We start from the raw sequence: 13,772 nt of genomic DNA, 5'->3' as shown, positions 1-13,772 counted from the left end.
CGATCCTGAACCGAACGGACCGCTTCGTCCAGGCGTCGCCATGAGGCCGAACGGCGCTACAGGATGCGGCGGTCGAGGCGCAGGATGCGACACGGCGCGCCGCTCTCGGCGGCCGGGGCGTGGGGCGCCCGGATCAGCAAGGCTTCGGCTTGGCCGAGGACGGACAGCATCGAGGAATCCTGCCGGTTCTCCGGGTGGACCACCGGCAGGCGGTCGGGCGCCGTATCGAGGCGCGCGCGCAGGTAGTCTTGCCGCCCGTCGTTGGCCGGCATGGCGTGGCCGAGGATCGCCGGCTCGCTGCGGTCGGCGCCGGCTTGTGGGTCACCCAGCAACGCCCGGATCGCCGGCACCACGAACAGCAGGCCGCAGACGATGGACGAGACCGGGTTGCCGGGCAGCCCGATCACCGTGGTGGGACCGAGGCGCCCGTGCATCAGCGGCTTGCCGGGACGCAGGGCCACGCGCCAGAACCCGAGTTCCAGCCCCTGGCGGGTGAGGGCCGACTGCACGAGGTCGTGGTCGCCTACCGACGCGCCCCCGAGAGTGACGAGGAGGTCGGCCTTTGCCGCGACGGCCCGGAGGAGTGCGGCTTCCAGGGCCTCGAGGGTGTCGCCGACGATGCCGAGGTCGAGGGTCTCCGCCCCGGCCTCGCGGGCCAGCGCCGCCACCGCGAGGGCGTTGGAGGCGACGATCTGGTCCCAGCGCGCCGGCTCGCCCGGCGCCACGAGTTCGTCGCCGGTTGCCAGGATGGCGACCCGGGGGCGCCGGCGAACGCCGATCCGGCCATGGCCCGCTGCCGCCGCGAGGGCCGTGCGGCGGGCATCCAGGCTCTCGCCGGCCCGCAAGAGCACGTCGCCTTCGTGAAAGTCGAGGCCGCTCGGGCGCACGAAGCGCCTGGCCGCCACGGGCTCGCGGGCGACGACCCGGCCGTCCCCGGCTTCGGCGTTCTCCTGGATCAGGATGGCGTCGGCGCCCTCGGGCACCGGGGCACCGGTGAAGATGCGAACGGCCTCGCCCGGCCCGATCGAACCTGCAAAGCCATGGCCGGCCGCGCTGGTGCCGATCACCCGCAGGGTGGCCGGGCAGGTGGCGACGTCGTCGGCGCGCACGGCGTAGCCGTCCATGGCGGAAGCGGGGAAAGGGGGCTGGGTGCGGGTGGCCCGCACATCCTCCGCCAGGGTCCGACCGGCGGCTTCCGCGATGGCGACGGTCTCGGCCGGGACGGGGCCGGCGATGCCGGCGAGGATGCGGGCGAGCGCTTCCGCGACGGGGATCGGCCCGCTCAAACGGCATCCTCCGCCAGATAGGCGCCGGAGCGGCCGCCATCCTTGGCGAGCAGCCGGATACCCTCGATCCGCATGCCCCGGTCGGCGGCCTTCACCATGTCGTAGATGGTCAGGCACGCCACCGAGACGGCGGTGAGGGCCTCCATCTCGACCCCGGTGGGACCCAGCACCTTGACCTCGGCGGCGACCCGCAGGCCCGGCAGGGATTCGTCGATGGTGCAGTCGACCCGCACCTTCGAGATCAGGAGCGGGTGGCACAGGGGGATGAGCTCGTGGGTGCGCTTGGACGCCATGATGCCGGCGAGCCGCGCCGTGCCGATGACGTCGCCCTTCTTGGCGTCGCCCTCGCGGATGAGTGCCAGGGTCTCGGGCAGCATCACCACGGTGCCGACGGCCCGCGCCGTGCGGGTGGTGGCGGCCTTGTCGGAAACGTCGACCATGTTGGCCGCGCCCGCCGCGTCGAGATGGGTCAGTTCGGCCAACGGTCCGTCCTCATTTGTCCCCGAACAGCAGGTGCCGGGTCGCTTCCGCCACGTTGTCCTGCCGCATCAGGCTCTCGCCGACGAGGACCGTACGCAGGCCGTTCTCTCCGAGGCGCACCACGTCGGCGTGATTCGAGATGCCGCTCTCGGCCACCGCGATGCGGTCCTCCGGCACGCCGTGGCCGAGGCGGATCGCCGTCTCGAACGAGACCTCGAATGTCTTGAGGTTACGGTTGTTGATGCCGATGAGCCGCGTGCCCAGCGGAATGGCGCGGGCGAGTTCGGCGTCGTCGTGGACCTCCACCAGCACATCCATGCCGAGATCGTGCGCGGTCTCGACCAGGGCCTGCGCCTCGTCGTCGTCGAGGCAGGCCATGATGGCGAGGATGCAGTCGGCACCCCAGGCCCGCGCCTCGAACACCTGGTAGGGCTCGAACAGGAAGTCCTTGCGCAGGACCGGCAGGGCGCAGGCGTCGCGCGCCTGGGTGAGGTACTCCGGCTTGCCCTGGAACGAAGGCGTGTCGGTGAGCACCGAGAGGCAGGTGGCGCCGCCCGTCTCGTAGGCGTTCGCGATGGCGGCGGGGTCGAAATCGGCGCGGATCAGGCCCTTCGACGGCGAGGCTTTCTTTACCTCGGCGATGAGGGCCGGCCGCCCTTGCGCGATGTGCGCCGCGATGGCGGCGGCGAAACCGCGCGTCGGCTCCATGCCGGCGACGCGCTTCTCGAGCTTGGTCTGCGGCACCCGCAGCTTCGCCTCGGCGATCTCGCGGCGCTTGTAGGCCTCGATGCGGGCGAGCACGTCGCGGCGCCCGGGGGAGGCCGTCTCGTCGGTCGCGGGATCGGGCGTCGCGGGATCGGACATGGGGGCCGCCTTCAGGCGTTCGAGACGTGGACGAGGGCGGCCAGCGTCGCGCGGGCCGCTCCGGAATCGAGGGCGTCTTGCGCCCGCACGACGCCCTCGCGGAGGGTCGCGGCGGCACCCGCCACCACCAGGGCGGCGCCGGCATTGATCACGCCGATGTCGCGGTAGGCGTTGCTGGCGCCTTCCAGCACCCCGTGCAGGGCGGCGGCGTTGTGCTCCGGGTCGCCGCCGCGCAGGGCGTCGAGGGTGTGGAGGCTCAAGCCGACTTCGCGCGGGTCGAGGGTCGCGTGGGTGATGTGGCCCCCGTCCAGGGCGACCACGGCCGTGGGGCCCGTGACGGTGATCTCGTCGAGGCCGTCGGAGCCGTGCACGGTCCAGACCCGCTCGCTGCCGAGCTCGGCGAGCACCCGGGTCAGGGGCTCGGACCAGGCGGGGGACGAGACGCCGAAGAGCTGGAACTTGACCCCGGCCGGGTTGGCGAGCGGCCCGAGGAGGTTGAAGATCGTGCGGGTGGGGAGTTCGGCCCGCACGGGCGCCACGTGACGCATGGCGCCGTGGTGGGTCTGGGCGAACATGAAGCACAGGCCGGCCTCGGCGAGGCAGCGGGCGAGGCCGTCCGGATCGAGGCCGATGCGGACGCCCAAAGCCGCAAGCACGTCGGCGGCGCCCGAGCGCGAGGTGGCGGCGCGATTGCCGTGCTTGGCCACCGGCACGCCGCAGGCCGCCGTGACGATGGCCGCGAGGGTGGAGACGTTGTAACTCCCCGAATGATCCCCACCGGTGCCGACCACGTCGACGGCGCCCGGAACGGCGGCGACGGGCAGCATCCGCGCGCGCATGGCCTCGACGGCGCCGACGATCTCGTCCGCTGTCTCGCCGCGTACCTTGAGGGCGATGAGGAAGGCGCTGGCCTGGACCGGCGTCACCTCACCGGACAGGAGATCGTCGAAGGCGCGCCTCGCCTCGGTGCGGTCGAGGCTCGTGCCGGCGGCGACTTTCGCGAGGAGCGGCTTGAACGAATCCACCTGAACGAATCCACCGGCCGTCTGGAATGAGATCAATCAGTGCTGACCGATCGCTCAATGCACGCCGGGCCGGCCCTTGTCACGTGCCGCGTTCCAGGCCGCCGCGATGTCGAGGAAATTCCGCAGAATCTGCGACCCGTGATGCGACAGGATGCTCTCGGGGTGGAACTGCACCCCGTGCACCGGCAGGCGCGTGTGCTGCAGCCCCATGATCAGTCCGTCGGCTTCCGCCGTCACCGCCAGGGCCTCCGGGCAGTTCGTCCTCTCGACCACGAGGGAATGGTAGCGCGTCGCGTCGAACGGGCCGTTGAGCCCGCGGAAAATGCCGGACGCCCGGTGCTCGATGGACGAGACCTTGCCGTGCATGGGTGCCGGCGCCCGGACCACGTCGCCGCCGAAGGCCTGCCCGATGGCCTGGAGCCCGAGGCAGACGCCGAAGATCGGGATCTCGGCCGAGAGGTCCTTGACCACGTCGAGGCAGATGCCGGCCTCGTTGGGCGAGCACGGCCCCGGCGACAGCACCACGGCATCGGGGCCCCGTTCGCGGATCTCCGCCAGGGTGACCTGATCGTTGCGCACGACCTCGATGCACCCGCACAGGGGGCCGATCAGGTGGACGAGGTTCCACGTGAACGAGTCGTAATTGTCGATGACGAGGACGTTGGACATCGTTCGCTCACTGGCCATGCACGGCGGTTTGACCGCGCAGGGCGGTCCGGTCAATCGCGGGGCCTACTGCCCCCGCCGCGCCTGGCTCGCATACATCACCGCGTCCTCCGCCGCGCGGAACAGGGCCTTGGCCTTGTTGACGCATTCCTGCTGCTCGGAGGCCGGGTCGGAATCGTAGACGATGCCGGCGCCGGCCTGCACGTGCATGCGGCCGTCCTTCACGATGGCCGTGCGCAGGACGATGCAGGTGTCCATCTCGCCGCGGGCGCCGAAATAGCCGATGCACCCGCCGTAGGGACCGCGCTTCTCGCGCTCCAGCTCGTCGATGATCTCCATGGCCCGCACCTTGGGCGCGCCCGAGACCGTGCCGGCCGGAAACCCCGCCGCCAGGGCGTCGAGGGTGTCGTGGCGCGGATCGAGGTCGCCCTCGACGTTGGAGACGATGTGCATCACCTGGCTATAGTATTCGAGGAAGAACGAGCCGGTGACGGTCACCGAGCCGATCTTGGCGACGCGGCCGACGTCGTTGCGGCCGAGATCGAGCAGCATGAGGTGCTCGGAGCGCTCCTTCGGGTCGGCGAGGAGCTCGGCCGCCAGGGCCTTGTCCTCGGCCGGCGTGGCGCCGCGCCGCCGGGTGCCGGCGATGGGCCGGATGGTGACGCGCGCGTCACGCACCCGCACGAGGATCTCGGGCGACGAGCACACAACCTGGAACGCCTCGAAGTCGAGGTAGCACAGGAACGGGGCCGGGTTCGTGCGCCGCAGGGAGCGGTAGAGCGCGATGGCCGGCAGGGTGAAGGGCGCCTCGAAGCGCTGCGACAGCACCACCTGGAACACGTCGCCGGCGACGATGTACTCCTTCGCCCGCGCCACCATGCCGAGATACTGGTCCGGCATGGTGTTCGAGACGGGCTCGGGGGCCGCCATGGCGCGCGGGTCGCTGCGCGCCTCGATGGGGAGCGGGCCTTCCAGGGCCTCCGCCACCCGCTCGAGGCGGGCGAGGGCGGCCTCGTAGGCGGCGCGCGCGGGGATTCCGGGCTCCGGCCGCACGGGGCCGACCACGGTGATCACATCGCGCACGGAATCGAACACCACCATGACGCGGGGGCGTACCAGGATCGCGTCGGGCACGCCCAGCGGATCGGGGTTCGGCTCGCCCAGCTTTTCCATGGCGCGGACCATGTCGTAGCCGAGATAGCCGAACAGCCCCGCCGCCATGGGGGGCAGGGCGTCGGCGTCCGGGTCGGGGTCGATGGCGCTCTCGGCGATGAGGGCGCGCAAGCTCGCGAGCGGGCTCGCCGCGTCCGGTACGAAGTCGGTCAGGCCGGGGTCGCGGGCAATCTCCGGCCGGCCGTCGCGGCAGCGCCAAGCCAGGTCGGGATCGAGCCCGATCATCGAGTAGCGGCCGCGAACGACCCCGCCTTCGACGGATTCGAGCAGGAAAGCCGCTCCCGAATGGCTGGCGCGTAGCTTCAGGAACGCGGCGACGGGGGTTTCGAGGTCGGCCAACAGGGTGAGGTTGAGGAGGGTCGGACGTCCCGCCTCGTAGGCCTGCACGAAGGCCGCGTCGTCCAATGCCTGTGTCATCGCCCGATCAATACTCACCGCCGCCGACGGCGCGGCGGAAGGCCGTCTGGTTGACGGTGATGCCCACCGATTTCTGCACCTCGGCGATGTACTCGCCGAGCACGTCGTCGGCGAGCGTCGACTGGAAGCGCTTGGCGATGGCCTCGTCGGCCGGGGCGCCGGGGACGTAGGCCGGCATGGTGGCGGCCGTGACCTTGAACAGGGCCCGGCGCTCGCCGGCCTCCGCCGAGGCCGCCTTGCCGACGGCGGTTGCGAAGATGCGGTTCACCACGTCGGCGGTGAGGTCGCCCTGGGGCTGGTTGCGGGCGATGTCGGACACGGTCTCGACGTTGAGGCCGGCGGCCTGCGCCACTGTCTCGACGGTCTCGCCCTTGTCGAGGCGGTCGGACAGCTCCTTGGCTTTGGCCGCGAGGAGGCGCGCGCTCTCGGCGGCGCGCCAGCGGGCCACGACCTCGTCGCGGACGCTGTCCAGGGGCTTGTCGTGGGCGCGATCGATATTGGTCACGTCGTACCAGACATAGCCGCCCGACTTTGTACGCAGGGGTTCGTTGTCGCCACCGATCTCTGAGCGGAACAAGGCCGCCACGGTAGTCTCGCGGTCGGGGATGCCGGCCACCGGATTGCCCTCCGCGTCGAGGCCCTGCGCGTTCAGGGCCGGCACGGCCACGAGGGGAAGACCGCGATCCTTGGCGATCTCGGGCAGCGACTTGGTGTTGGCGCGGGCATCCTCGATGGCGTCGTGGGCGGTCTCGATCCCGCTCGTCGCCCGCTCCAGCGCGATGGTCTTGGCTATCTCGGCCTGGACGTCGGCGAGCGGCTTCAGGGTCTCGGGCTCGATGGCGGTGACCCGGAGCAACACCGTGCCGAACCGGCCCTTCACGGGCTGGCTCACGGCGTCCTTGGGCAACGCGAACGCGGCGTCGGCCACGGGCTTGTCGAACAGCTCGGCCTTGGTGAGGGTGCCCAGCGTCAGATTCTTGGCGTCGGCGCCGCTCTCGGCGGCCACGGCCTCGAACGGCGCCTCGTTGGCCTCGATCTTCCGGCGCGCCACCTCCGCCGCCGCCTCGTCGGGGAACACGATCTGCTGGATCGTGCGGCGCTCGGGCGTGCCGTACTTCGCCTTGTCGGCCTCGTAGCGCTTGGCGACCTCTTCCGCACTCACGGTCTCGGCCTTGGCGATAGCTTGCGGATCGAGGACGAGGAGATTCACCGCGCGGGTCTCGGGCGCCCGGAACGCGAACTTGTTCTCCTCGTAGAAGGTCTTGATCGCGTCGTCCGTGGGCGCCGGGATCTCGCCGACGAGGGAGGGCGGCAGCATCATCAGCGCCACGGCGCGCCGCTCCGTGGTGTAGCGGTGCACGGCCTCGCGCAGGGCCGCCGGCACGTGAAGGTCGGAGGCCACGGCCTCGGCGAGCTGGAGACGGGCGGCGACGGAGCGCTGCTCGCGCACGAAGGTCGCCTCGTTGAGGCCGGCACGCTGCAGGGTCTGGAAGAACAGCGACGGATCGAACTTGCCGTCTGCGCCCTGGAAACTCTTCTCCTCGCGGATGGCGCGCAGGACCGCGGCATCGGGGATGCTGAGGCCGAGGGACGCCGTCTGCTGGTCGAGGGAGGCCTCGCTCACGAGCTGGGCCAGTACCTGACGGTCGAGGCCCAGCGCCCGGGCCTGATCCGGCGTCAGGGTGCGGCGGGTCTGGCTCTGGTAGCGCTGGAGCTGGTTCTGGTAGGCCGTGCGCACGGCCTCGGCCGAGATCGGCGTCTTGCCCACGGTCGCGACGGTGCTGGTCGAGCCGGCACGGAAGAACTCCTCGACGCCGAAGATCGCCACACCGGCGATGAGGAAGACGAACACCACGGAGAGGATGATCTTACCGAGCCAGTGCTGGCTCGCCTTGCGCATGTTCGTCAGCATCGAAGCGTCCGGGTTCTTGTCTTCGGGAACGGGGCGCGGCGAGACCGGCCCCGTTCTGTAAGGTCGCCCGCGATAGACCATCCGCGCCCCATCGCAAAGACCGCCGCGCAAAGACCGCCGCTCCGGCGCTCCGCCGGTTTGCGCCTGGCCCGGCTGATCTGGTAGGGCCGGCGCGAAGCTGGACGGGTCGAGACGCGGAGCGGAGATTCCATGACGAAGGCGGGGCGCAGGCCACTGGTCGCGGGCAACTGGAAGATGAACGGCCTGCGCGGCTCCGTCGCCGTGGTCGAGGCCGTTCGCAACGGTCTGAGTCCGGATCTGCTCTGCGAGGTCGACGTCCTGATCTGTCCACCCTCGACCCTGATCTCCTCCTGCGTCGCGGCGGTCTACGGTTCGCCCATCGCCATCGGCGGCCAGAATCTCCACGCCAAGGCGAGCGGCGCCTTCACGGGCAGCATCTCGGCCGAAATGCTCGCCGATCTCGGCGCCTCCTACGTCATCGTCGGCCATTCCGAGCGCCGGGCCTATCACCACGAGACCGACGACGGCGTCCACGCCAAGGCTTTGGGCGCGCGCCGCGCCGGCCTGTGCGGTATCATCTGCGTCGGCGAGACCCAGGACGAGCGCGAGGAGGGCCGCACCCTCGACATCGTGCGGGCGCAGCTCGCCATCGGCGTGCCGAAGGGCGCTACGGGCGCCGACACGGTCATCGCCTACGAGCCGGTCTGGGCCATCGGCACCGGCCTGACCCCGACGCCGTCCGACATCGCCGAGGTGCACGCGTCCCTGCGCGAGATGCTCGGACAGCTCATCGGCCCGGAGGCCGCGAAGGTCCGCATCCTATACGGTGGCTCGGTGAAGCCTGGCAACGCCCGCGAACTCATGGCCGTCGAGAACGTCGACGGCGCCCTCGTCGGCGGTGCGAGCTTGGTGGCGAACGACTTCCTGGGGATCGTCGGCGCTTACGCCCGCTGACCCGGCGGCCCATTGGCGTTCCGGCGCGGGTTGGTGTAACAGCCGGCTCAAATCACCGGCCGGCGCGGGGTGCGTGCGTCGCGCCCGATCTCTCCCGCGTGCGCCCCCGGCGGTGCCGCCCCTGGATAACCGATGCAGACCGTCCTCATCTCGATCCACCTCATCGTCGTGCTCGGCCTCATCGCCGTGGTGCTGCTCCAGCGCTCGGAGGGCGGCCTCGGGCTCGGCGGCGGCAGTAGCGGCGGTGGCGTCTCGGGCTTCATGACCGGGCGCGGACAGGCCAATGCCCTGACCCGGGCCACGGCGATCCTGGCGGCGCTGTTCTTTGCCACGAGCATGACCCTCGGCGTGCTGTCGCATCGCAGCGCCGCCCCACGCTCGATCCTCGACGGCGCCGGCACCACGACGCCCGCCGGCCAGCCGAATGCCGGAAATCTCCTCGATACCCTGCGGCAGCAGCAGGGCGGCACGCCGCCGGCGGCTCCGGGCGCCGCCGCGCCGGCTCCGAGCGCCGCCCCTGCGCCGGTCGCGCCGACAGCGCCTGTCGCCCCCGAGGCGCCGCAGTCGCGCTGATCGCAGTCGACGGATACCCGCCGCTTTCCACGCCCGCCCGACGTTTCGCTGCCGGGTCGGCACCGGCCCATCCGGGCTGGAACCCGAACCGACGCCCCCCGAACGGACGACATTCCGTGCATGCCCGGCTTGCGCGGGGGATAAGCGTTATTGTGGTTTGGCGAATCGTCCACCCTTGTTTATGAACCGAGGCCCATGACGCGGTACGTTTTCATCACCGGCGGCGTGGTCTCCTCGCTCGGCAAGGGTCTCGCATCGGCCGCCCTCGCGGCTCTGCTCCAGGCGCGCGGCCATACGGTCCGCCTGCGCAAGCTCGACCCCTACCTCAACGTCGATCCGGGCACCATGAGCCCGACGCAGCACGGCGAGGTGTTCGTTACCGACGACGGCGCCGAGACCGACCTCGATCTCGGCCATTACGAGCGCTTCACCGGCCTGCCGGCGACGCGGGCCGACAACATCACCACGGGCCGGATCTACCTCGACATCATCACCAAGGAGCGGCGCGGCGACTATCTCGGCGCTACCATCCAGGTGATTCCGCACGTCACCAACGCCATCAAGGCGTTCGTGCTCGAGGGCAACGAGGCGTTCGACTTCGTCCTCGTGGAGATCGGCGGCACGGTGGGCGACATCGAGGGCCTGCCGTTCTTCGAGGCGATCCGCCAGCTCGGCCAGGAACTGCCGCGCGGCGCCACCGCGTTCGTGCACCTGACCCTGCTGCCCTACATCCCCTCGGCGGGCGAACTGAAGACCAAGCCGACCCAGCACTCGGTGAAGGAGTTGCGCTCCATCGGCATCCAGCCCGACATGCTGCTGTGCCGCTGCGACCGGCCGATTCCCGTGGACGAGCGCCGCAAGCTCGCCCTGTTCTGCAACGTGCGCGAGACCGCCGTCATCGAGGCGCGCGACGTCGCCTCCATCTACGACGTGCCGCTGTCCTACCGCGAAGCCGGACTCGACCGCGAGGTGCTGGCGCATTTCGGGATCACACCGAAGGGCGAGCCGGACCTGACCAAGTGGCAGACCATCTCCGAGCGCGTGCGCAACCCCGAGGGCGAGGTCTCCATCGCCATCGTGGGCAAGTACACGGGTCTCAAGGACGCCTACAAGTCGCTCACCGAGGCCCTGACCCATGGCGGCATCGCCCACCGGGTGAAGGTCAACCTCGAATGGATCGAGGCCGAGGTGTTCGAGCGCGAGGACCCCGCGCCGTTCCTCGAAGGCATCAACGGCATCCTCGTACCCGGCGGCTTCGGCCAGCGCGGCGCGGAGGGAAAGATCCGGGCGGCGCGTTACGCCCGGGAGCGGAAGATTCCGTATTTCGGCATCTGCTTCGGCATGCAGATGGCGGTGATCGAGGCGGCTCGGTCGCTGGCCGACGTGCCGGATGCGAACTCGACGGAGTTCGGCGAGACCACGGAGCCCGTGGTCGGCCTCCTCACGGAATGGCTGCGCGGCAACGAACTGGAGCAGCGCGCGGCCGCTGGCGACCTCGGCGGCACCATGCGGCTCGGCGCCTACGACGCGACGCTCCACGCCGACACGAAGATCGCCGAGATCTACGGCACCACGGCCATCTCCGAGCGTCACCGCCATCGCTACGAGGTCAACATGGCCTATCGCGAGCGCCTGGAGGCCCGGGGTCTGCGCTTCTCCGGCCTGTCGCCCGACGGGCTGCTGCCGGAGACCGTGGAGCATGTCGGCCACCCGTGGTTCATCGGCGTGCAGTTCCACCCGGAGCTGAAATCCCGACCGTTCGAGCCGCATCCGCTGTTCCAGAGCTTCGTCGGCGCCGCCATCGTGCAGAGCCGGCTGGTCTGAGCCGGGACGACGCGCCGCGCCGGGAAACGTTTCCGCGCGGCGCATGAGCGCTTCCTTATCCTCCCCGGCATGCCTAACTCTGGTGCCGACAGGACTCGGGTCGCTCGCGCCCCGTGTCGTCGCGACCGGGCCAGGAGGGGGCGTGACCGAGATCCTGTTCTACCACCTGCAGCACCAGCCCCTGGAGCGGGTGCTGCCGAGCCTCGTCGAGCGCTCCTTGGAGCGGCAATGGCGCGCGGCGATCCAGGTCGCGACGGAAGAGCGGCTCCAGGCCCTCGACGACGGCCTCTGGACCTACACCGACGACAGCTTCCTGCCCCATGGCACCGACCGCGACCCGGATCATGCGGGCCATCCCGTCGTGCTGACCCTGAAGGGCGCCAACCCCAACGGTGCTGCCATCCGCTTCCTCGTCGAGGGGGCAGCCTTGCCGGAGGATGCCGACGATTACGCCCGTATCTGCGTGCTGTTCGACGGCACCGACCAGGACGCGCTCCTGCGCGCCCGCGAGCAGTGGAAGGAGGCCAAGGCCGCCGGCCACGCCATCGCCTACTGGCAGCAGGACGAAGACGGCCGCTGGCAGAAGAAAGCCTGATGCGCGCTTCCCGAGGACAGACCATGCAACGCTTCGCCCTCGGCTTCGCGGCCGTGCTGCTCCTGACAAATCCCCTCGCCGCCCAGCCCTCGCCCCACGGCGACCGACCGACTCAGGAAACCCGAAAGCCCCCCGAGGCGCGGGGGCCGGAGGGGCGCAAGCTCCCGGCCGACGCGGTCACCGAGCACAGCGTCGCCCTGCCGGACGGGCGCACGCTGGCGTTCACGGCCCGGGCCGGCAGTCTTCCCCTGGTGGACGAGGCCGGTAAGCTCCAGGCCGAGATCGCCTTCATCGCCTACTCGATGCCGGGCAGGGCGGGCGCTCAGCGCCCCGTCACCTTCGCCCTCAACGGCGGCCCGGGGGCGGCCTCGGCCTACCTCAACATCGGGGCCATCGGGCCCTGGCGCCTGCCCGTCGAGGGCGCGAGCATCAGCCCGTCGGCGCCCATCGGCTTGGTGCCCAACGACGGCACTTGGCTCGACTTCACCGACCTCGTCTTCATCGATCCCGTCGGTACCGGGTACAGCCGCGCGGCGGACGGCGACGGCAAGAAGTACTGGAGCGTCGACGCCGATGTCTCGATCCTGTCCTCGGCCATCGCCCGCTGGCTGCGCACCAACGAACGCATGGCCGCGCCGAAGTTCTTCGTCGGCGAGAGCTATGGCGGGTTCCGGGGGCCGCTCATCGCGGCCAAGCTCCAGGAGGAGATCGGCGTCGGCCTGTCCGGCCTCGTCCTGCTTTCACCCGTCCTCGATTTCGCCTGGCTCCAGACCCCCCGCACCACGCCGTGGGGGCATATGCTGAAGCTGCCGTCCTTCGCCGCCGCCGCCATCGAGCGGGCGGGCGGGACGCCGACCCGCGCGACCCTGGCCGAGGCCGAGGCCTACGCCACCGGCCCCTACCTCGCCGACCTTCTGAAAGGACCGTCGGATGCGGCCGCCGTCGCACGCCTCGGCGACCGGGTCGGGGCCCTGGCCGGGCTCGATCCGGCCTTCGTGCGGCGTCAGGCCGGGCGGCTCTCGTCGAGCGGTGTCCAGCGCGAGATCGGTCGCGGCACCGGACGTGTCGCCAGCGCCTACGACACCGGCGTCACAGGCTGGGACCCGGACCCGTCGGCCCTGTCCTCGGGCTTCGAGGACCCGCTGCTCACCGCCATCCAGGCACCGCTCACCAGCGCGATGATCGCCCTCTACGCGGAGCGCCTGAACTGGAAGGTGCCGGATCTGCGCTACGAACTCCTCAACGGCGCGGTCAACCGGAGTTGGACCTGGGGAAGTGGACGCATGGCGCCCGAAGCCCTCGGTGCCCTGCGCGGCGCCCTCGCCCTCGACGGCAACTTGCGGGTGCTGGTCGCCCATGGCTTCACCGATCTGGTGACGCCCTACTTCGCCTCGAAGCTGTTGATCGACCAGATGCCGGCCTTCGGCGGCGGGCGCTTGAGCCTCTCCGTGTACCCCGGCGGACACATGTTCTATTCCCGTCCGGATTCCCGCGCCGCCTTCCACAAGGACGCCGCCGCGCTGTTCGAAGAGGCGCTCAAGGCACGCGGCACGGTGGTGGAGCCGCAAAAGCCCACGCAGAAGGATAAATTGTGATCCCACGCCCCGCCCATCGGTTGTCGCCCCTCGGGCTCCTCGTCCTCGCCGGCTGGGGGCTTTCCGCCTGTACAAGCACGGAGACGCGGTCGCCCGAGCCGGTGCCGGTGGCGACGCCCGCCCCGAGGCCCGCTCCAGCCCCGGCTTTCTCGGGGCCGGTGCTGAACGGGGACGGAAGTTGTTCCGGTCCGGTTCCCACCGGGGCGGCCGCCATCGAACCCGGCATCGGCGAATGCGATCTCGTGCGCCTGAAGGGCAAACCGCCCACCGACGTCCTCGTCGGAGAGGGCCGCTCGGGCCGCGAGGTGCAGGTGCTCTATACGGAGCCCGGCGCCAAGGAGCTGTACTTCTTCGTCAACAACCGCCTCGACCGGATCGTGAAGTAGC

13 protein-coding genes are annotated in these 13,772 nt (G+C 70.8%); 6 read left to right on the top strand and 7 right to left on the bottom strand.

The genetic code is table 11. The features are described from left to right. Positions 1-56: 56 nt before the first annotated feature. The 7 genes from glp to ASF27_RS09025 form a co-directional block, all read right to left on the bottom strand. A complete protein-coding gene (gene glp, locus ASF27_RS09055; RefSeq protein WP_056359433.1) occupies positions 57-1,286 on the bottom strand; it encodes a gephyrin-like molybdotransferase Glp in 1,230 nt (409 codons plus the stop codon). Then, positions 1,283-1,768 carry a cyclic pyranopterin monophosphate synthase MoaC gene (gene moaC, locus ASF27_RS09050; protein ID WP_056260586.1) on the bottom strand — a complete coding sequence of 162 codons (486 nt, stop codon included), beginning with the start codon at positions 1,766-1,768 and terminating at the stop codon, positions 1,283-1,285. Before moaC ends, glp begins: the two co-directional genes overlap by 4 nt. A 10-nt stretch (positions 1,769-1,778) precedes the next feature. Further along, positions 1,779-2,630: an indole-3-glycerol phosphate synthase TrpC gene (gene trpC, locus ASF27_RS09045; protein WP_056304457.1), complete on the bottom strand. Its 852-nt coding sequence runs from the start codon at positions 2,628-2,630 to the stop codon at positions 1,779-1,781. 11 nt (positions 2,631-2,641) lie between these two features. Continuing rightward, complete coding sequence (gene trpD, locus ASF27_RS09040; protein WP_056359719.1) at positions 2,642-3,655, bottom strand: anthranilate phosphoribosyltransferase; 1,014 nt, start codon at positions 3,653-3,655, stop codon at positions 2,642-2,644. Between the two features lie 54 nt (positions 3,656-3,709). Beyond that, positions 3,710-4,324, bottom strand: a complete 615-nt coding sequence (locus ASF27_RS09035; RefSeq protein WP_056304455.1) for an aminodeoxychorismate/anthranilate synthase component II — start codon at positions 4,322-4,324, stop codon at positions 3,710-3,712. A 63-nt stretch (positions 4,325-4,387) separates the two neighbouring features. Further along, the gene (gene trpE, locus ASF27_RS09030; protein WP_056359430.1) at positions 4,388-5,911 is read right to left on the bottom strand and encodes an anthranilate synthase component I; all 1,524 of its coding nucleotides are present in this window, start codon (positions 5,909-5,911) and stop codon (positions 4,388-4,390) included. Positions 5,912-5,918: 7 nt separating this feature from the next. Then, positions 5,919-7,823: a SurA N-terminal domain-containing protein gene (locus tag ASF27_RS09025; protein WP_056359427.1), complete on the bottom strand. Its 1,905-nt coding sequence runs from the start codon at positions 7,821-7,823 to the stop codon at positions 5,919-5,921. A gap of 210 nt (positions 7,824-8,033) precedes the next feature. On the opposite strand from ASF27_RS09025, the gene tpiA reads away from it, so the two are divergent. The 6 genes from tpiA to ASF27_RS08995 all read left to right on the top strand — a co-directional run bounded on the left by tpiA (position 8,034) and on the right by ASF27_RS08995 (position 13,771). Next, positions 8,034-8,798, top strand: a complete 765-nt coding sequence (gene tpiA / locus ASF27_RS09020; protein ID WP_056169966.1) for a triose-phosphate isomerase — start codon at positions 8,034-8,036, stop codon at positions 8,796-8,798. Positions 8,799-8,930: 132 nt separating this feature from the next. Continuing rightward, positions 8,931-9,371, top strand: a complete 441-nt coding sequence (gene secG / locus ASF27_RS09015) for a preprotein translocase subunit SecG (RefSeq protein ID WP_056169963.1) — start codon at positions 8,931-8,933, stop codon at positions 9,369-9,371. Between the two features lie 195 nt (positions 9,372-9,566). After that, positions 9,567-11,195 carry a CTP synthase gene (locus ASF27_RS09010; RefSeq protein ID WP_056260577.1) on the top strand — a complete coding sequence of 543 codons (1,629 nt, stop codon included), beginning with the start codon at positions 9,567-9,569 and terminating at the stop codon, positions 11,193-11,195. A gap of 142 nt (positions 11,196-11,337) precedes the next feature. Then, positions 11,338-11,790 (top strand): DNA polymerase III subunit chi, encoded by a 453-nt coding sequence (locus tag ASF27_RS09005; RefSeq protein WP_056169957.1) that lies wholly within the window; start codon positions 11,338-11,340, stop codon positions 11,788-11,790. A gap of 23 nt (positions 11,791-11,813) precedes the next feature. Further along, positions 11,814-13,385: a peptidase S10 gene (locus ASF27_RS09000; protein WP_056359425.1), complete on the top strand. Its 1,572-nt coding sequence runs from the start codon at positions 11,814-11,816 to the stop codon at positions 13,383-13,385. Next, complete coding sequence (locus ASF27_RS08995; RefSeq protein WP_244480955.1) at positions 13,382-13,771, top strand: hypothetical protein; 390 nt, start codon at positions 13,382-13,384, stop codon at positions 13,769-13,771. Before ASF27_RS09000 ends, ASF27_RS08995 begins: the two co-directional genes overlap by 4 nt. Position 13,772 lies beyond the last annotated feature (1 nt).

The organism is Methylobacterium sp. Leaf102, assembly GCF_001422425.1.
In the GTDB taxonomy this organism is placed as follows: Bacteria; Pseudomonadota; Alphaproteobacteria; order Rhizobiales; family Beijerinckiaceae; genus Methylobacterium.
The sequence above is the reverse complement of the archived record's forward strand: the minus strand, read 5'-3'. Positions and strand labels throughout refer to the sequence as shown.

Coding starts and splice junctions, on each gene's coding strand:
- ASF27_RS09025 (WP_056359427.1), bottom strand. CDS start 7,823: ATGCTGACGAACATGCGCAAGGCGAGCCAGCACTGGCTCGGTAAGATC.
- secG (WP_056169963.1), top strand. CDS start 8,931: ATGCAGACCGTCCTCATCTCGATCCACCTCATCGTCGTGCTCGGCCTC.
- ASF27_RS09000 (WP_056359425.1), top strand. CDS start 11,814: ATGCAACGCTTCGCCCTCGGCTTCGCGGCCGTGCTGCTCCTGACAAAT.
- tpiA (WP_056169966.1), top strand. CDS start 8,034: ATGACGAAGGCGGGGCGCAGGCCACTGGTCGCGGGCAACTGGAAGATG.
- ASF27_RS09035 (WP_056304455.1), bottom strand. CDS start 4,324: ATGTCCAACGTCCTCGTCATCGACAATTACGACTCGTTCACGTGGAAC.
- ASF27_RS09010 (WP_056260577.1), top strand. CDS start 9,567: ATGACGCGGTACGTTTTCATCACCGGCGGCGTGGTCTCCTCGCTCGGC.
- trpE (WP_056359430.1), bottom strand. CDS start 5,911: ATGACACAGGCATTGGACGACGCGGCCTTCGTGCAGGCCTACGAGGCG.
- trpC (WP_056304457.1), bottom strand. CDS start 2,630: ATGTCCGATCCCGCGACGCCCGATCCCGCGACCGACGAGACGGCCTCC.